Source organism: Pontibacter korlensis, from assembly GCF_000973725.1.
GTDB lineage: Bacteria > Bacteroidota > Bacteroidia > Cytophagales > Hymenobacteraceae > Pontibacter > Pontibacter korlensis.
Map to the genome: position 1 here is coordinate 2,387,515 of NZ_CP009621.1, position 17,636 is coordinate 2,405,150.

At 47.4% G+C, this 17,636-nt stretch carries 16 protein-coding genes, 1 tRNA gene and 1 pseudogene; 7 read left to right on the top strand and 11 right to left on the bottom strand.

The window, feature by feature from the left end; all coding sequences use genetic code 11:
• Window positions 1-144 precede the first annotated feature (144 nt).
• Window positions 145-1,410 carry an MFS transporter gene (locus PKOR_RS10405; protein ID WP_046310599.1) on the bottom strand — a complete coding sequence of 422 codons (1,266 nt, stop codon included), beginning with the start codon at window positions 1,408-1,410 and terminating at the stop codon, window positions 145-147.
• Window positions 1,411-1,664: 254 nt separating this feature from the next.
• Here PKOR_RS10405 and PKOR_RS26085 point away from each other — a divergent pair.
• A pseudogene (locus PKOR_RS26085) lies at window positions 1,665-2,486 on the top strand (IS982 family transposase).
• Between the two features lie 13 nt (window positions 2,487-2,499).
• Here PKOR_RS26085 and pth read toward each other — a convergent pair.
• The 4 genes from pth to PKOR_RS10430 all read right to left on the bottom strand — a co-directional run bounded on the left by pth (window position 2,500) and on the right by PKOR_RS10430 (window position 5,104).
• Window positions 2,500-3,063: an aminoacyl-tRNA hydrolase gene (gene pth / locus PKOR_RS10415; RefSeq protein WP_046314360.1), complete on the bottom strand. Its 564-nt coding sequence runs from the start codon at window positions 3,061-3,063 to the stop codon at window positions 2,500-2,502.
• Between the two features lie 241 nt (window positions 3,064-3,304).
• Complete coding sequence (locus tag PKOR_RS10420) at window positions 3,305-3,889, bottom strand: 50S ribosomal protein L25/general stress protein Ctc (protein WP_046310601.1); 585 nt, start codon at window positions 3,887-3,889, stop codon at window positions 3,305-3,307.
• A gap of 44 nt (window positions 3,890-3,933) precedes the next feature.
• On the bottom strand, window positions 3,934-4,863 hold the full coding sequence (locus PKOR_RS10425; RefSeq protein ID WP_046310605.1) for a ribose-phosphate pyrophosphokinase: 930 nt from the start codon (window positions 4,861-4,863) through the stop codon (window positions 3,934-3,936).
• Between the two features lie 168 nt (window positions 4,864-5,031).
• Window positions 5,032-5,104 (bottom strand) — tRNA-Gln (locus PKOR_RS10430).
• A gap of 685 nt (window positions 5,105-5,789) precedes the next feature.
• Here PKOR_RS10430 and PKOR_RS10435 point away from each other — a divergent pair.
• From PKOR_RS10435 to atpC, 3 genes are all read left to right on the top strand, one after another.
• Window positions 5,790-6,014, top strand: coding sequence for a hypothetical protein (locus PKOR_RS10435; protein ID WP_148561665.1), 225 nt, complete (start codon window positions 5,790-5,792; stop codon window positions 6,012-6,014).
• Between the two features lie 376 nt (window positions 6,015-6,390).
• Window positions 6,391-7,902: a F0F1 ATP synthase subunit beta gene (gene atpD, locus PKOR_RS10440; protein WP_046310610.1), complete on the top strand. Its 1,512-nt coding sequence runs from the start codon at window positions 6,391-6,393 to the stop codon at window positions 7,900-7,902.
• Between the two features lie 96 nt (window positions 7,903-7,998).
• On the top strand, window positions 7,999-8,244 hold the full coding sequence (atpC, locus tag PKOR_RS10445; protein WP_046310612.1) for an ATP synthase F1 subunit epsilon: 246 nt from the start codon (window positions 7,999-8,001) through the stop codon (window positions 8,242-8,244).
• 96 nt (window positions 8,245-8,340) lie between these two features.
• Here atpC and PKOR_RS10450 read toward each other — a convergent pair whose 3' ends face one another.
• Window positions 8,341-8,898, bottom strand: coding sequence for a hypothetical protein (locus PKOR_RS10450; protein ID WP_046310614.1), 558 nt, complete (start codon window positions 8,896-8,898; stop codon window positions 8,341-8,343).
• 173 nt (window positions 8,899-9,071) lie between these two features.
• On the opposite strand from PKOR_RS10450, the gene PKOR_RS10455 reads away from it, so the two are divergent.
• Complete coding sequence (locus tag PKOR_RS10455; protein WP_046310616.1) at window positions 9,072-10,202, top strand: trans-sulfuration enzyme family protein; 1,131 nt, start codon at window positions 9,072-9,074, stop codon at window positions 10,200-10,202.
• A gap of 67 nt (window positions 10,203-10,269) precedes the next feature.
• Here the strand turns inward: PKOR_RS10455 and PKOR_RS23455 are convergent, their stop codons facing one another.
• Window positions 10,270-11,013, bottom strand: coding sequence for a hypothetical protein (locus PKOR_RS23455; protein WP_052738805.1), 744 nt, complete (start codon window positions 11,011-11,013; stop codon window positions 10,270-10,272).
• A gap of 107 nt (window positions 11,014-11,120) precedes the next feature.
• On the opposite strand from PKOR_RS23455, the gene PKOR_RS10465 reads away from it, so the two are divergent.
• Window positions 11,121-12,155: an AraC family transcriptional regulator gene (locus tag PKOR_RS10465; protein ID WP_084694759.1), complete on the top strand. Its 1,035-nt coding sequence runs from the start codon at window positions 11,121-11,123 to the stop codon at window positions 12,153-12,155.
• A gap of 10 nt (window positions 12,156-12,165) precedes the next feature.
• On the opposite strand, the gene PKOR_RS10470 is transcribed toward PKOR_RS10465, so the two are convergent.
• Window positions 12,166-13,296, bottom strand: a complete 1,131-nt coding sequence (locus tag PKOR_RS10470; protein WP_046310620.1) for an aminotransferase class I/II-fold pyridoxal phosphate-dependent enzyme — start codon at window positions 13,294-13,296, stop codon at window positions 12,166-12,168.
• A gap of 243 nt (window positions 13,297-13,539) precedes the next feature.
• Between PKOR_RS10470 and ispE the strand changes: the two genes are divergently transcribed.
• Window positions 13,540-14,349: a 4-(cytidine 5'-diphospho)-2-C-methyl-D-erythritol kinase gene (gene ispE / locus PKOR_RS10475; protein WP_046310622.1), complete on the top strand. Its 810-nt coding sequence runs from the start codon at window positions 13,540-13,542 to the stop codon at window positions 14,347-14,349.
• On the opposite strand, the gene PKOR_RS10480 is transcribed toward ispE, so the two are convergent.
• From PKOR_RS10480 to tgt, 3 genes are all read right to left on the bottom strand, one after another.
• Window positions 14,305-15,249 (bottom strand): DMT family transporter, encoded by a 945-nt coding sequence (locus tag PKOR_RS10480; protein ID WP_046310623.1) that lies wholly within the window; start codon window positions 15,247-15,249, stop codon window positions 14,305-14,307. The genes ispE and PKOR_RS10480 overlap by 45 nt on opposite strands.
• Window positions 15,250-16,326, bottom strand: a complete 1,077-nt coding sequence (locus PKOR_RS10485) for an LptF/LptG family permease (RefSeq protein WP_046310624.1) — start codon at window positions 16,324-16,326, stop codon at window positions 15,250-15,252. It lies immediately after the preceding gene.
• A 126-nt stretch (window positions 16,327-16,452) separates the two neighbouring features.
• Entirely contained in the window at window positions 16,453-17,583 is a 1,131-nt protein-coding gene (gene tgt / locus PKOR_RS10490) for a tRNA guanosine(34) transglycosylase Tgt (RefSeq protein ID WP_046310625.1), read from the bottom strand.
• Window positions 17,584-17,636 lie beyond the last annotated feature (53 nt).

A 17,636-nucleotide genomic window follows, 5' to 3' on the forward strand; every position in this document is an offset into this window, starting at 1 on the left:
GCGGCTGCCTTGCCAAAGATAGCCGCTCTTTTACTTTTAGCTTTATCTGATGTGGATATTACCATTGATAATGCCTCTTTCGAGGATAGAGCCGGGCTTTGAGGCACCTCTTCAGAACTTTCTGCAGGGAATATTCTCTAAGCGTTACTGGGCCACTGCCATCGTCTCGGCTCCAGGAGTAGGTAGGTTCCGTTTTCTTACTCGTTCTTTTTCGATGTGCTGTACTACAAAGTATAAACCAACGGCTGTTACCACAGATAAAGCTCCTGTACACCACCACAAAGTGGCAAAGCCGTAAGTTGCGGCAAGTGTAGTGCCAAGGTACGGAGCCACCACGTGGGCAGCAGCATAGGATATAGTATAAAGGCCCATATAAGAACCCCTATTGGCTAAGCCGGAGCGCTCCACTGTTATGGTTGCCATAAAGGGCATAGCCAAAATCTCAGCCACGCTCAGCAACAGCATTGCCACTACAAGTATAGCCAAGTGCTGTGTCAGGTTAAGCAGTACAAAAGACAGGCCCAGCACCAGTACGCCCCCTGCAATCAGCCACGACTTGCGTACGCGATCTCCTATCAGGTAAACAAGAATCATTTCCAACAAGAACACAATGAGCCCGTTTAGCCCCAGCAGCAGACCGATCTTATTTTCTGATAAAGTATAAACCTGCCTGTAGTAGAGGGGTAGCGTAGAGAGTAGCTGAAAGAATATGGTGGCAAAGCAGCAGCAAAGTATGGCAAAGAGCACAAAATAGCCATCGCTGTAAGGTGAGCGAGCATTGGCTTTTGGCTCTATGGCATTAACTGTTTGCTGCGGCGGCTGCCCTTGCAGGTTCCGGAAGTAAAAGAAGAAGAACAGGCCCGCCAAAATACAGGTAAGTCCATCAGCTATAAACAACCAGCGGTACGAAATGGCTGCTAGCAAACCACCCAATGCAGGGCCAATGGAAAACCCCAGGTTGATGGCCATACGGTTCAGGGAGAAAGCCCTTGTCACGTTTTCGGGGCGAGCATAGGAGGCAATAGAGGAGGAGTTGGCAGGCCGCAAGGTATCGTTAACCAGGCTTAGTATAAATACGCCGGCCATCAATGCCTCGAACTGGCGTAGGCTTAGCAGCACAAAGTATAAACTGCCACCTACTGTCAGGCTTAGGAACTGCACTTTAAAGTGGCCTACTTTATCTGTCAGCCACCCGCCCAAAAAGGAACCGCACACTGAGCCCAAGCCATACATGCTGAGTACTATGCCCGCTTCTTTTAAGCTATAATCAAGCACCTCTGTCAGGTATACACTCAGGAAAGGCGTAACCATAGCACCGCTGCGGTTTATGAGCATAACCAGAGACATCATCCAGGCAGGGCGGGAGAGGCCTCCAAAAGCGTTGCGGTAGAGCAGAACTATCTTTTTCATAGCGGTTGGCAATGGCGTAGCATAAGGGCAAATGTATGGTTTCGGCAGGATATTTCTACAGCTGCTTACAGGAAAGTAAAAGCCCCTCACAAATATGGTCTGGGAGGGGCTTCAGGAAAGTTAAGCAGGAGTTTCTGCCTTGTTACTTAACTCAAGTTGCGTGATAGTGCACGCGGTGTAAAACAAAAAAATCTGTTCTGCCAGTGGCTAGAGTACGTTTTAAAGTTTGCAAAGACTCTTAAACCGTAACAGCCATGACAGAACAGACCATTACAATTTACTGCTTTATCGATGATTTCTTCCATGCTGTTGGCAGAAAAGATGACGCTCATTGCAAAATAAATGATGCCGAGCTGCTCACCACGGCTCTCTTAGCCGCCCGCTACTTCCACGGCAACCTGTGCTCGGCCTACTCATACATGCAAGCCCATCACGGGGTGAGGCTCATCGACAAATCCGGCTTTACCCGCCGCCTGCACAGCCTGCAGCCCAGTTGCTGGCTCTGTTTGCTGCCTTGGGCCAGAGCATCAAGGAGCTCAACACTTCCTCAGCTTACCTGATCGACTCTTTCCCGGTGGCCGTGTGCGACAACATCCGCATCCCTTTCTGCCACCTGCTTCAGGGAAAGGCCTATCGGGGCAAGTGCCAGAGCAAGCGGCGCTACTTCTACGGCTTCCGCGTTCAGGTCATCACCACCTCGGACGGAGTGCCGGTGCAGTTCTACATCCTGAGCCGGCTCTTTTGTCGACATCACTGCCTTCAAGGCCATGGAAGTAGCCCTGCCCCAGGACAGCCAGCTTTACGCCGACGCCGCCTACACCTGCTATGAGGTGGAGGACCTGCTCAGAGAATGCGAGCAGGTGGAGCTTCGCTGCTGCCGCAAGGCTAACAGCAAGCGAAAGGATGAACCCTGCATGGCCTTTCTCAAGGGCTACTACCGCAAGCGCATCGAAACCACCTTCTCCGGCATTACCGGCTTCTTCCCCAAGAAGATCCATGCCGTCACAGCCGAAGGTTTCATCCTCAAACTCATTCTCTTTATCTTCGCCTATACCCTAGCGCAAGTCATCGACTAGCTCGCAACTTGGGTTACTTGGTATTGTACTGGTTCATGGTGCGCTCCAGGCCAACAGTGCCAAACGCTATAACAGAATCAGCGGACTTTTCAATCAAGGTTTGCAGCTCCGGCTGTTCCTCTTCGCTGAACTTGCTGAGCACATAATCCACCTGCTTGCCCTTGTTATAATTGTCGCCAACGCCAAAGCGCAAGCGCGGATAGTTATTATGCCCTAATGTTTGCTCGATGTGCTTCAGGCCGTTGTGCCCGCCCGGGCTGCCTTTGGCACGAATGCGTAGTTTGCCAAAAGGGATGGCAATATCATCGGTAATCACCATCATCTGCTCTGGTGGCAATTTTAGGCTGTTGAGGTAGTGGCCAACTGCCTTACCGCTTAAGTTCATGTAGGTAGTTGGCTTTACCAGTACAAAAGTACGGCCCTTGGACTTGATCTCAGTAACAAAGGCATGGCGGCCTGTGTCAAACTTGCTGTCAAACTTGTTTGCCAGGTAGTCCAGCACCATAAAGCCAATGTTATGGCGTGTTTCAGCATACTCAGGACCAATATTTCCCAGGCCCACGATCAGGTATTTCATACTTGTATCTTCGGTTGTGGCTGTTGCTGTTGCTGTTGCATCAGCAGACAAGCCTAACCACTTTTTTATACTTTGAATAGGTGAATGGCTCAATTGCTAGATGGTTTTAACTGTTACTGCCGTGGAAATGGTTCGGCTAAGCAGCAAGATAACCATTTAACTATCCAGCCAAAACAAAAAATCCTGCCCCGCACGGAGCAGGACAGGACTTTGAGAATATTCTGAGCTGTGGCTCAAAAAATTACTTTTTGCCACGAGCTTCTTCAGCCTGTGCACTCTTAAGGGCACGCGGAATGGTTACTGTAGCGATTGGAGCGCTTGGGTTTGTCAGGATTTCGTAGTTATCCGGCTGGATTTTAGAAACTTTGATAGACTTACCAAGTTCCAGATCAGAGATGTTTACCTCTACGAAGTCCGGCAGGTTAGCAGGAAGCGCTTTGATTTTGATGCTACGCAGTTTAGTTACCAGCTTACCACCGGCCATTACACCAGGAGAGTTGCCAACAAACTTAACCGGAACATCAATCTTAACTTGCTTATCGTCCTGCAGCTCCAGGAAGTCAACGTGCAGCAGCATTTCGTTTACGGGGTGGAACTGAGAATCCTGAAGGATAGCACGGTAGTGAGTACCTTCAATGTTCAGGTCTACCTCGTGTACCTCTGGCGTGTAGATCAGGTCACGGAACAGGATAGCTGGAGCATAGAAATGAACCTGCTCCTGGCCACCGTAAAGTACGCCTGGTACAAAAGACTCATTACGCAGTTCTTTCGACTGCTGCTTGCCGAGATTTGCTCTTTTAAACCCTATAATCTCTAACGTTTTCATAAAAATGTTTTGTTAAAATATATTGCTACAAAAGTATAGCCTAATTAAATAAATAGTGAGCTGATCGACTCGTGTGTTACCACGTTGTTGATTGCTCTGGCGAACAGGTCTGCAAAAGACAGTACCTTGATCTTAGAACTCTCCTGCTTCAGCGGAATAGTGTCTGATACAACAAGCTCCTCCAGTACTGAGCTCTGGATGCGGTCATAGGCAGGGCCTGACAGCACCGGGTGCGTTGCAATGGCACGAACTGTTTTCGCTCCTTTATCTTTAAGCAGCTCGGCTGCTTTGGTAATAGTACCGGCTGTGTCAACCATGTCGTCTACCAGTACTACATCCATTCCTTCTACATCACCGATCACCTGCATAGAGGCAATCTCGTTAGCACGCTTACGGTGTTTGTCGCAAACAACCATTTCGGCGCCAAAGTTCTTTGCAAAGGCTCTTGTTCTTACCACACCACCTACGTCAGGCGATGCAAAGATAAGGTCTTCGCCCAGGTTTAGGCTGCGCAGGTAAGGCACAAAGATGGCAGAACCATCCAGGTGATCCACAGGAATGTCGAAGAAGCCCTGGATCTGGCCAGCGTGCAGGTCGCAAGTCATGAGGCGATCTGCACCTACCGACTGTATAGCATTAGCTACTACTTTAGAGCCTATTGCAACACGCGGCTTATCTTTTCTATCCTGGCGGGCGTAGCCATAGTATGGCATCACCACGATTACCTTGTGAGCTGAGGCTCGCTTGGCGGCATCCACCAGCAGCATTAGCTCCATCAGGTTATCAGCTGGCGGAAACGTAGAAAGTACGATGAACACCTCTGCGCCACGAACTGACTCGTTGTAATGTACACCTATCTCGCCATCGCTAAAGCGGGAGATAGTAAGGTCGCCGAGCTTGGTGCCATAGGCAGCGGCTATTTTCTCAGCCAGGTAACGGGATTCTGAACCAGAGAAGATTTTAACTTGTGGCATAACGGTGCTAAAAACTAAATAACGGTTGTTTGGGTTTAGTTGATTATGCCCGCAAAGCTACCAAAATTCCTGATGGCAGACATCAAATATTTCTGATTTTTAAATACTTACACCTGCTGTATAAGCAAAAAAAAGAACAACACCCTTGTGAGTGTTGTTCTTTTAAAGTTGTCCGACCAGGGCTCGAACCTGGACTCTTCTGAACCAAAATCAGACGTGTTGCCAGTTACACCATCGGACAATCTCCCTACTTGACTCTAGAATTGTTGTTCTGTTATCGTTTGGTGATGCAAAGATAGAGAGACGATTTTAAACTGCAAACAATTGGCTCAAAAAAAATCGATTTTTTTTCGTCTAAAATCTGCTTCAGGGCATCATTGTCGTACTTTTTGCCCTAGAAATGCTCCTCAAAAGAATGGCGATTATGGGGTTTAAAATGGCTTAATTTAATGAAAATCATAGTTTTATTTTAAAGAGATTTTTCAGAATAAAGCCAGCTTCGCGGGAGCTACAGGTACTGCTGATGCGGCTCTGAATTCCGCAAAAAAAATATGCCTTCCCTTAAAATCTTACTTGTCTTGCTGTCGAAGTTCCTCTTTTTGGTATGACAGGTACCGGTGGTTGTTTGCCGTCCGCCTAGCTATACTTATACAATAGGTGTATGGTCAATCCTGTCTCTTGATACTTAGTTGCAGTTACTACGCATAATTAATAAAAGAGTGAAGCAGGAGAAAGCATGAATGGGATTTTGGTAGAAAGTAAACCAGGAGCTGGTGCAGCAGGTGGAGTATTGTACTAAAATGGACCTGACTTGTACCAAGTATAGCTGTAATAAATATCTGCTTTTTTCTGTGTATAAACTGACACCCCTACGTGTTTTATGCGTAAAGAAGTCGGCAATAGCTTAACTTACTATGCTTCAGCTTATGACTACTGTTAACCCTGACCTTATTACAACTACGTGCGGACGTGAACTGGACCTGAGTACAACCGAGTTGGTGATAGAACGCTCCAACAGTTTGTTTAGCTATAATATACATAAGCTGAAAACAGGCGAGTATATCATTGCAGAGAAGTTCTACGCCAACCCTTTCAATAACCGCTATATCCTGCTCAACGATGAGCAGATAGAACTACTGAAACAGTTATAGATATAACTGTAGCCTTCTTGACTCGTTAAACGTTGCGCAGCTAAGCTTTGCCAAATGTGCTGTAGTGAATCTTAACAGCAAATCATACTTCAGGTATAGCGTCCTTGTGAAGGGAGTATAACAAAGCTCTTCCTGAGGCAGCCAGCCTTTATATAGTTTACTGCAGTGCACACATTACTATTATAGTGTATCTGCATCTACTCAAATAAATATAAAGGGTTGGTGAATGCTGATCGGGTCCTTAGCACGACCTTTTGCCTACTTAATTCAGTGGCGCAAAACTTTTTAAATCCTGGCATGGATATAAGAGATTAATCCATTAGTTTTGCACCCTGAAATAACTCCGTTATAATAGTTAATAATTATAAAAAGTCAAATGGCGAATATTGGCAGAATAACCCAGGTTATCGGTCCGGTTGTGGACGTTAGCTTTGTGGGTGAAAACTCTAAGCTACCAAATATTTTGGATGCCCTACAAGTGACGAAGGACAACGGCCAGGTAATTGTGCTGGAAGTGCAGAATCACCTTGGGGAAGACCGCGTACGTACCATTGCGATGGACTCTACCGAAGGTCTTACTCGTGGCGCTGAAGTTGTTGACCTGGGTGGCCCAATCAAAATGCCGACAGGCGAAGGCATCAAAGGCCGTCTTTTCAACGTAATTGGCGAAGCCATTGACGGTATTCCACAGCCTCAAAGCACAGGTGGTCTGCCAATCCACAGACCTGCTCCTCGTTTCGAGGACCTTGCTACTTCTTCTGAAGTACTTTATACAGGTATCAAAGTAATCGACCTTATCGAGCCTTATGCAAAAGGTGGTAAAATCGGTTTGTTCGGTGGTGCCGGTGTAGGTAAAACAGTATTGATCCAGGAGCTGATCAACAACATCGCGAAAGCACACGGTGGTCTTTCTGTATTTGCCGGTGTAGGTGAGCGTACACGTGAGGGTAACGACCTTCTGCGTGAGATGATCGAGGCTGGTATCGTGCGTTACGGAAAAGAGTTCTTAGAGTCTCTTGAGCACGGTGGCTGGGATCTTTCTAAAGTTGACCAGGAAGAACTGAAGGAGTCTAAAGCTACCTTCGTGTTCGGTCAGATGAACGAGCCTCCTGGGGCGCGTGCACGTGTTGCTCTTTCTGGTCTTACTATGGCGGAGTACTACCGCGATGGTGAGCCTGGCTCAAGCGACGCTGGTCGTGACATCCTGTTCTTCGTAGATAACATCTTCCGCTTCACACAGGCGGGTTCTGAGGTATCAGCCCTTCTTGGCCGTATGCCATCTGCGGTAGGTTACCAGCCAACACTGGCAACTGAAATGGGTGCCATGCAGGAGCGTATTACGTCTACTAAGCGTGGTTCCATTACTTCGGTACAGGCCGTTTACGTACCTGCCGACGACTTAACTGACCCTGCTCCAGCGACAACTTTCGCTCACTTGGACGCAACTACAGTACTTTCTCGTAAAATTTCCGAGCTTGGCATCTACCCAGCGGTAGACCCTCTGGACTCTACTTCGCGTATCCTGACGCCAGACGTAGTAGGTGAAGACCACTACAACACTGCACAGCGCGTGAAAGAGATTCTGCAGCGCTACAAAGAGCTTCAGGATATTATTGCCATCCTTGGTATGGACGAACTTTCTGACGAGGATAAACTGGTTGTACACAGAGCGCGTCGTGTGCAGCGTTTCTTGTCTCAGCCTTTCCACGTGGCAGAGCAGTTTACAGGCCTGAAAGGTGTACTGGTAGATATCAAAGACACCATCAAAGGCTTTAACGAGATCATGGACGGTAAGTATGACCACCTGCCTGAGTCAGCTTTCAACTTGGTTGGTACCATTGAGGATGCTGTGGCTAAAGGTGAGAAAATGCTAGCCGAAGCAAAATAGATTTAAATTAGTTTAGAGTTAAGAGTTTAGAGTTAAGAGTGGTTAAGCCCATACTTTGACTTTAAACTTTTAACTCTTAACTCTTAACTAAAAAGAATGTATTTAGAGATAATCACACCTGACAAAAAGGTTTATGCCGGTGAGGTAGAGGCTGCTCAGTTCCCGGGAGCTAATGGCTCTTTCGAGGTGCTGGACTCACACGCCCCGCTCATCAGCACCCTTGACAAAGGAAGCATCCGTATCACTACCAACAAAGGACAGGAGTTCTTTACCGTGGACGGTGGTGTGGTAGAAGTGCTCAACAACAAGATTATTGTACTAGCTGAGTCTGTAACTGAGTAACAGCCGGTACCAAAGTATAAAGCAAGGCCTCCTGTTCTTAATGAGTAGGAGGCCTTGTTGTTTTTGAACAGATGAGAAGATTGGTAACGGGCTTGGCTAAAATGAGCCTTGGTTCTTTTTAGCTCTTGTTGAGCTAGGTGGGTTGTCATTCAGAACATTGACTAAGTTCTCTGCTTCCTGTTTGCTTAGAGTCTGCCCGAAGACTTTGTTATTTCCGTAGTATCCAAACTGTATTTGTTCACCAGTAATCCCATACATTCTGAATACCAAAGGGGACGTTTGTTTTGTCACCACTCTAAAATTGTCTACTTGGCTTGATTCATACTTTCTTTTAGAAGTCAGGATTGTGCCGAGCTTTTGAATTGTCAGTTCCTGAGCATTCAACTCAATTCTTTCTTTTCCATTTAGGTGCCACAGGAAGTATTTGATCACAAACACTCCTGCCAGTAGTATGAGAGTTGTGAAAATGATTAGCTCACCGTCTATTTTTTCAGGATTGGTAGCTAAGCCATAAAGTATTGTCAATGTGATGCCAGCCCAAACAAGCGACCAAGCCCCAGTAAGAAATAGAATCAGGTAGTTCGCTTCTCTTTTAAGCGTTACTATAAGACTACTATGCTCGCCAGATTCTATTCTCACTTTCTCTTTTATCATTCCTATTAAGCTCAACTAATGTGTAACAGGAGCTTTATTCCTTTTATCTGCACTGTATCTTAAGTGCTTTTAATTTGGGGCTGTATGAAAGAAATATAAACCTACACTACCCGCTCCTCCTTTACAATATAAGAATTCCTCCTTACTTTTAACCATACTTACACTTACACAGCATGCCACACATCCACCCTAAAACTACCCCTATTTACCAGACTTCTGTTTTCGCCTTTGAGGACCTGAATGCGCTGGAGTCATACTTTGAGCAGCCGGGGCAGAGCTACATGTACACTCGCTATGGCAACCCAAATACAGATGAGCTGGCAAAGGAGGTGAACAAGTTGGAAGGAGGTGCTGGGGGAGTAGCAACCTCATCGGGCATGTCGGCAATACTGGCGGCTGTACTAGCTGTTTGTAAGGCAGGAGACCATGTGCTATATGCAGAGGAGATCTATGGAGGTTCTTCGGCACTGCTGTCTCAGGAGTTAATCCGGGTTGGCATTGAAGTATCCTTTGTGCCCACAGCCGATACTTATATTTTAGACAACTACATACAACCAAATACACGCCTGTTGCTGGCAGAAACAATGAGCAACCCGCTGTTGCAGGTGCTGGACGTGGCAAGGCTGGCACAGGAAACACAGAGGCATGGCATAAAGCTGGCAATCGACAACACCTTTGCTACACCTATACTTACTAAGCCACTCGACCTGGGTGCTGATATAGCTATTCATAGTGTAACAAAGTACCTCTCGGGACACAGCGATGTAACAGCTGGTGTAGTTGTATGCAAAGAGCAGGAGGACCTGCAGCGGGTACAGAAGGTAATGATGGTGTATGGGTTAAACCTAAGCCCGTTTGAAGGCTGGTTAGCCGCGCGAGGGCTAAAAACACTGCGCCTTCGTATGAAGCAGCATTGTAATACCGCGCTTGAAATAGCCAATTATCTGAAGCAGCATCCAAAGGTAGAAAAAGTATGGTACCCTGGGTTAGCAGAGCACCCTCAGTATGAGCTGGCTAAGCAGCAGGGGCAGGGAATGTTCGGAGGAATGCTCAGCTTTAAAATAGTAGATGAAACAGAGGCTGTAAACCGCTTTATGCGTGCTTTGTCTGGCATACCTTTTACTCCTTCGCTTGCGGGCGTAAGTACCTCTATCTCTTACCCCTTGGGTACCTCGCACCGCTCATTAACTTCGGAGCAGCAACAGAAAATGGGAATTACAGCAGGAGTAATTCGTTTTTCAGTAGGTATAGAAGAGCCGGAGGAGCTGATAGCTGAACTTGAAACCGCTTTAGCAGAAGTATAAACCGGTAAAACAGCAGAGGCTCCAGATATCTGGAGCCTCTGCTGTTTTACCGGTATCGTTAGAAGTATTACCGCTGCCGGAATTCATTTAACTCGATTTTATACAAGTCGTTTCTGGTGTCGTGGTAAACGCTGTAAGAGGTAGGGTATAAACCAGATGGATCCCAGCGCTGTGGCTGCTTGATAGGTGCAGTTACATCCACTCCTTCAGTAAAGAAAGAGGTTGCTACCATAGGCTCCTGAAATATTATTCTGCCGTTATAAGAGCCGTAGATGTAGGTATGAGTAAAAGGTTCTCCATTCAACTCTGGGCTGGTACTGTCTACCCAGTGCATTCCCATAAAAGGTACAGCGCCAGCCTGTACATAATCTTCGGGTAAAAAGGCAGGATCCGGAAAGTTATTTAGTTCTTCCTCATTCTCCGGAAGTATAGCCATACGTTCCTGGTTCGTAATGGTATAGAAATGGAAGTCGAAATGAGGTACATCATATATCCCGTCAGGCTCATGTCCTGCAGGATAATAATCTACCATCACGAGCTTCGTAGGCATGTTTGGTGTTAGCTCGGGTAAGGGCAAAATAAGCACCTGCATCTCATCGGGCAGCGAATTCATGGCCGATTCAGAGACAGCAATGCCTAGGCCTGTAAGGCGTGTGCCAGTCATTTCTACATAACTTTGTGCATAACCCTGGCCTAAGCTAACACGCTCTCCATAGCGGACACTGGTCAGGTTAAATTCATCGTCGTCTGGGTTACAGCCTGCAAACAGCAGCAAACAGAAGGAAAAAGTGGTAAGAATAAGTTTTTTCATAGCTAACAATAGGATTATAAAGTGACCAAATAGATAAATTGAGATTGGCAAAAGTAGGTGATAGACAGGCTCTTGCTTGAGTTATTTTGTGAGAAAAAAGAGGAATTATGTGCCAGATGGAGTTTCCGACAGAATACATAGGCTTGGTGAAAGATGTGATCTACAGTGTCTGCAGAGATGAGGAAGCAACAGGTAAGTTTTGCAAGAAGATAAACTTACCTATTGAAGAGTTGGATACACCCAGTATGCAGGTGCGTTTGGATGTAGTGGAGCGGGTGTTTTCAGCTCTGCGGCAGCAAGTAGGGCAGGAGCATGTGGGGTTACTTTGTGGTTCGAAAGCCAGCGAATCAGTCTGGGGGCTGGTAGGGCACCTTGTGCAGGTCAGCCCAAATTTACAAGCCGCTATGGCAAACCTTTGCCAATACTATATCTGCTTTTCTAACGCCGTTGAGTTTAAACTGCAGCAGGAGCCAGACGCTACTACATTAGAATTGATACCTGTACCGGGTTGGAAGGAAGAATATCCGTATTCATGCCGGCAATGTGTGGAGTTTAATATGGCAGCTGCCTTGCATATTGCCTCTAACCTGGTAAAACAACCTATAGCGCCAAAAAAGGTGGAAATAGCTTTTATCCAGCCAAAAGAGTCGTCGACATATGAGCTTCTCTTCAAAGCACCTGTAAAGTTTAATGCCACCACTAGTAAGCTATACTTTGCGCCCCAAGCCATGAAGCTTTCGATAGCAGGATCCTGTACAGTTCTGTATAACAAGTTCAAACAGATGCTACAGGACGAACTGTTATGCAGCACGCTAGGGGGCAACTTTAGATCATTAGTTAAACGAGAAGTACAGAAACGGCTAGGAGAACATACTGCATGTTCTATTGAGTTGATAGCTGATAGCTTGTGTATGTCTGTGCGCTCCCTGCAGCGCAGGCTCAGCCTGGAGGGAACGAGTTTTCATCAGGAAGTAGAGGAGGTAAAGAAACAGGTTGCCCAGCAGCTCATGAAGGCAAAGCAATACAACATATCTGAAATCTCGTTCATGCTGGGCTACAACGATTGCAGTGCTTTCCGAAAAGCTTTTAAAAAATGGACTGGCCTAAACCCCAAAGCCTTTTCAATGCTGCAGCAAGTATAAACTATCAGTTTTATACCTCCAGTAGCCGCTTCAGGTGCTTAACCACCTTATCCAGCTCTTCTTCTGTTAGGCTGCTGCTGCTCGGTAAGCAGAGGCCCCGCTCAAAAAGTCTTCCGCTAAGGTTGTTGCCAACGTAAGGGTGGTGCTCGAAGAGAGGCTGCAGGTGCATAGGCTTCCACAGCGGTCGTGTTTCGATATTCTCCTCCTCCAGTGCGCTTTGTATACTTGCCGGCGTGTGCGGTTCCGGCAGCAGCACAGTGGTGAGCCAACGGTTAGAGAAGCAGGCTTTCGGCTCTACCTGGAACTCCAGTCCCTCGATGTGCCCTAACTGCTGCCTGTAAAAGTTGAAGATATCACGACGCTGCTTTATGCGCTTCTCCAGTACCTCCATCTGCCCTCGGCCTATACCCGCACTAATGTTGCTCATGCGGTAGTTGTAGCCCATCTGCGAATGCTGATAAAAAGGTGCGGGGTCTTTAGCCTGAGTGGAGAGAAACCTGGCGTTTTCGATCAGTTGCTCATCCTCAGAAATAAGCGCACCGCCTCCCGAGGTTGTAATGATCTTGTTGCCGTTGAACGAAAAAGCACCCAAGCGACCAAAAGTACCTACCTGGTGGCCACTGTAACGGGAGCCAAGTGCTTCGGCTGCATCCTCTACTACCGGAATACCATACTGGTCGGCAATGGCTATGATCTCCTTCAACTTGGCAGGCATGCCATACAAATGTACCAGCATGATGGCGGCAGGGCGTTTACCCAGGCGCAGGCGGTCGGCAATTGCTTCGTGCAGAGCCTCAGGGCTCATGTTCCACGTGTCCGGCTCGCTTTCTATAAACACCGGCTGTGCTCCCAGGTATAAAATAGGGTTGGCAGAGGCCACAAAAGTAAAGGTGGAGCAGAGTACTTCGTCTCCGGGCTGAACACCTACTAAGCGTAAGGCAAGGTGCAGGGCCGCAGTCCCTGAGCTGAGGGCAACGGCATGACGTGCATTAGTGTGCTGGCAGATGTCGTGCTCAAAACCTGGAAGATTAGGGCCGGCAGTTGTTACCCAATTATCTTCTATAGCTTTCAAAGCATAGTTCTTCTCATGCCCACCCATGTGTGGCACTGAAAGGAAGATACGTCCTGGCCTGTAATTCATATTCGCTTAAGTGAGATAGCGCTCCTGCGACTGAGGAGCTAGGGGTACAGATGCTATAACTACGGTTACGGCTGCATTTAGGCTATACGTAATTAGCACCGCACTATATTACTTTTCTTTAAGATACAGATTTCCTGACAAGTATGCACAGTAAATGACGTTACATTTTCGGAAAGCCGCGTACTTACAAACCTTTTCAGCGTATTTTCATAGATTGCAGTCCTTAAACAGCTTTATTCCACAATGCTTGATTTCCCGAACGCCAAGATAAACCTCGGCCTCTACATCACTGAAAAACGCCCTGATGGCTTCCATAACCTACAGTCGTGCTTTTACCCGGTGCGCTGGTGCGATGCTTTGGAAATACTGCCTTCGGAGCAGGAAAGGTTTGACATGACGGGGCTACCTGTTCCGGGAAATCCAGAGACGAACCTGTGCCTGAAAGCTTACAAGCTGCTGCAAAAGGACTATAACCTGCCGCCGGTGCACATGCACCTGCATAAGGTAATACCTATGGGAGCTGGCCTGGGAGGCGGATCTGCGGATGCCGCTTTTACGTTGCGCCTGCTGAACCAAATGTTTGAGCTTGACTTAAGTGCGGAGAGCCTTGAGAACTATGCCCGCCAATTGGGGTCAGACTGTGCCTTTTTTGTGCAGAACAAGCCGGTTATAGCGACAGAACGAGGTGATGTATTTACGCCTGTAGAATTATCACTGAGTGGCTATACTTGTGTAATAGTGTACCCGGAGTTGCATATTACCACGGCCGAGGCGTATGGTAGCATTGTGCCCAAGCAGCCAACTTGTACCATGCAGATGTTGCTGAAGCAGGATGTGAAGGTGTGGCGTGAGGTGCTGAAGAATGATTTTGAGGAGGCGCTGTTTCCCAAATACCCGGAGCTGCCACAAATAAAACAGGAACTGTATGAGGCCGGAGCCGCCTATGCATCCATGACAGGTTCAGGCTCCGCAATCTACGGCCTTTTTGAAGGCGAAGGACCGGATGAATCAGTCTTTTCGGGGCAGTACACCGTCTGGAAAGGCTTGCTGTAGCCTTTTCTTACGCCGCTTGTCCAGGGTCTCCAGCACAGGGTATATAAACACGCTGAGCAGGATAACAGAAGCGCCCACATAAAAGCCTGATGACATTTGCTCTGCCTCGTTAAAGATGAACCAGGCGAGTATGATACCATAAACCGGCTCCAGGTTAACGGTAAGGTTCATGGTGTATGCTGAAATGCGCTGCATCAGGCGTACGGAGGCAGTATAGGCATATACAGTACAGGCGAGAGCCAGTACAAGCAGATAAACCCAATCCATGGTGGTAAGCCCAAAGTTCAGGCTGCCACCCTCTGCCAAGAAAGAAGTATAAACAGGAAAGAACAATACTGTGCCAAGGCAGGCACCCGCCATTTCATACATGGTAATAGTAGTAGAAGGCATCTTCTTTACCAGGTTAGCATTGATGATGGTGAAGATGGAGCCAAGTAGAGCGGCGCCTATGGCCATACTTATACCTAGTACGCTGTCGAAGCTGGTTTCATGCTGAAAGATGATGTAGAGCCCCATAATCACCAAAAGAGCCAGGAATATTTCGTGCGGCTTGATTTTGCCCTTGTTAAAGAGCGGCTCCAGAAAAGCTGTCCAGAGGCTGCAGGTTGCCAGGCCCACCAAACAGATAGATACTGATGCCACGCGCGCAGCCGCAAAGAACAGTATCCAGTGAGCAGCTATCACAAAGCCTACTGCCATTAATTTTAGCGCTACAGTGCGGTTTATCCAGAGTGGTGCCTTACGCCTGTAGATAATTACCCCGAGAGCAAGAGCCGTTATCAGGGTGCGCAACGATACCAGCTCCACGGCAGGTATGCTGATGAGTTTGCCAAGTATGGCCGTAAAGCCCCACAGGAAGATCACAAAGTGGAGCTCAATAAAATCTTTAAGACGTGGCATTTAGCGCGGTACGTAACGGTACAATAAAAAGCCTATACCTGTAAATACGATAGTCGGAATCCAGGCAGCGACTTGCGGTGCAATATCGCCAACCTGCGCTAAACTTCGGCTGGTGATCACGAAAATTATAAAGATGAATGCTAGGAAAAACCCTAGGGCTATTTGGAAGCCAACACCACCGCGTGCCTTGCGGGCACTTACAATTACTCCAATTACAGTAAGAATGATAATGGCAAACGGATAACTGAAACGTTCATACTTCTCAATGAGGTAAGTCTCTATATCGTCTGCGCCACGCTCTATCTTCTCGTTAATGTAATCGTTGAGCTGCGTCAGTGTAAGGGTTTGCTCCAGCTTATAGGTACTCTCAAAGTCTTTTGGCCAGAGATTTAACGTAGTATCCAGGTTAGCTCCTTTGTAAATAGTCTCCTTCTCTCCGTCGAAAGTGCGCAGGGTATACTGGTTAATGTGCCACTTTTCTTTCTCTGCATTCCACGAGATGCTGCTGGCGCTAAGTTTTTTGCTCAGGTTTGTATCGTTGATCGTTTCGAGGGCAAAATTGTAGCCGATGTGTGCGGAGTTGTTATAGCTCTCCATGTACACATAAGTCTCCGGTCCAATCTTGATGTGGATATTGCGGCTATCGTAGGTGAAAGGACTCTTGATATACTTCACCTGGAAAGCTACACTCTCTTTGTTGGCATTTGGAATTACCCAACCAATCAGCACGAAGATTGTCGCGCCTATTAGAGAGGAGCCGATAAGGTAAGGTACCAAAAATCGCCTGAAGCTGATGCCGCTGCTCAGAATAGCCACAATCTCGGTATGTGAGGCCAGCTTGGCCGTAACAAAGACCGTGGCAATAAACACCGTGATAGGGCTGAGCATGTTAGCGTAGAATGGGATCAGGTTCAGGTAATAGTCGAACAAGATCTCTGATACGCTCGGGTTGGTCTTAATGAAGTCGTCGTTCTTCTCAGTGAAATCTATCACCAGAATAACGGACACCAGTATCAACACCGTGAATACATAGGTGGTCAGGAACTTCTTTAATATGTACTTATCGAGGAGCTTCAACGCTTCGCTTTAGTTTAGAGTTTAGAGTTATGAGTTAAGAGTTTCTATATGTAATAACAGTTAGAAGCAGGTATAAAAATAATAAGCCAACTTTTAACTTTAAACTCTTAACTTTTGACTGGCTCCTTAGAGCCTAGTCATCAGTTTCTTTACCATCATGTCTTTCCAGTCGCGGAAAGTTCCATTCAGGATTTGCTGGCGGGCCTGCTTTACCAACCACAGGAAGAAAGTAAGGTTGTGCACGCTGGCGATTTGCCCGGCCAGGTACTCTGTGCTGTGGATTAGGTGTCGCAAGTACGCTTTTGTATAGAAGGTGCTCACATAGCCACCCAGTTCCGCATCAATCGGGCTAAAGTCATCGGCCCACTTCTTGTTTTTAATATTAACGATGCCCTGTGTGGTGAACAACATGCCGTTACGGGCATTGCGGGTTGGAAGTACGCAATCGAACATGTCCACACCCAGTGCAATATTCTCCAGTATGTTGGCAGGTGTACCCACACCCATCAGGTAACGCGGCTTGTCCTTCGGCAGTATGTCGCACACTACCTCAGTCATCTCATACATCATTTCGGCCGGCTCACCTACTGAAAGGCCGCCAATGGCGTTGCCCTCGCGGCCAAAGCTGGCAATTGTCTCTGCCGACTGTATGCGCAGATCCTTGTAAGTGCTGCCCTGCACAATAGGGAAAAGCGTTTGGTTATAGCCATACTTAGGTTCTGTGCTGTCGAAGCGATCCACGCAGCGCTGTAGCCAACGGTGCGTACGCTCCATAGATTGCTTGGCATAAGTATAGTCGCAAGGGTAGGGGGTACACTCGTCAAAAGCCATGATGATGTCGGCACCGATCGTGCGCTGCGTATCCATCACGTTCTCTGGTGTAAAATTCAGTGTAGAGCCGTCGATGTGCGACTTAAACTTGACACCTTCTTCCTTGATTTTACGAGTACCTGCCAGTGAGAAAACCTGATATCCGCCGCTGTCGGTCAGGATAGGCCTGTCCCAGCCGTTAAATTTATGAAGGCCGCCTGCCTGTTCCAGAATGTCTAAGCCTGGGCGCAAGTATAAGTGGTAAGTGTTGCCGAGGATGATCTCAGCTTTTATATCCTCTTTCAGTTCGCGCTGGTGCACTGCCTTCACAGTACCAGCCGTGCCCACAGGCATGAAAATTGGCGTTTCGATCGCTCCGTGGTCAGTTTGCACCACACCGGCTCGGGCTTTGGACTGCGGGTCTGTAGCTACTAAGTTAAATTGCATGGTTGTATGGTTGCCGGCGCATCATCTTGCAAAAACAACACCAAAAGCCGGCA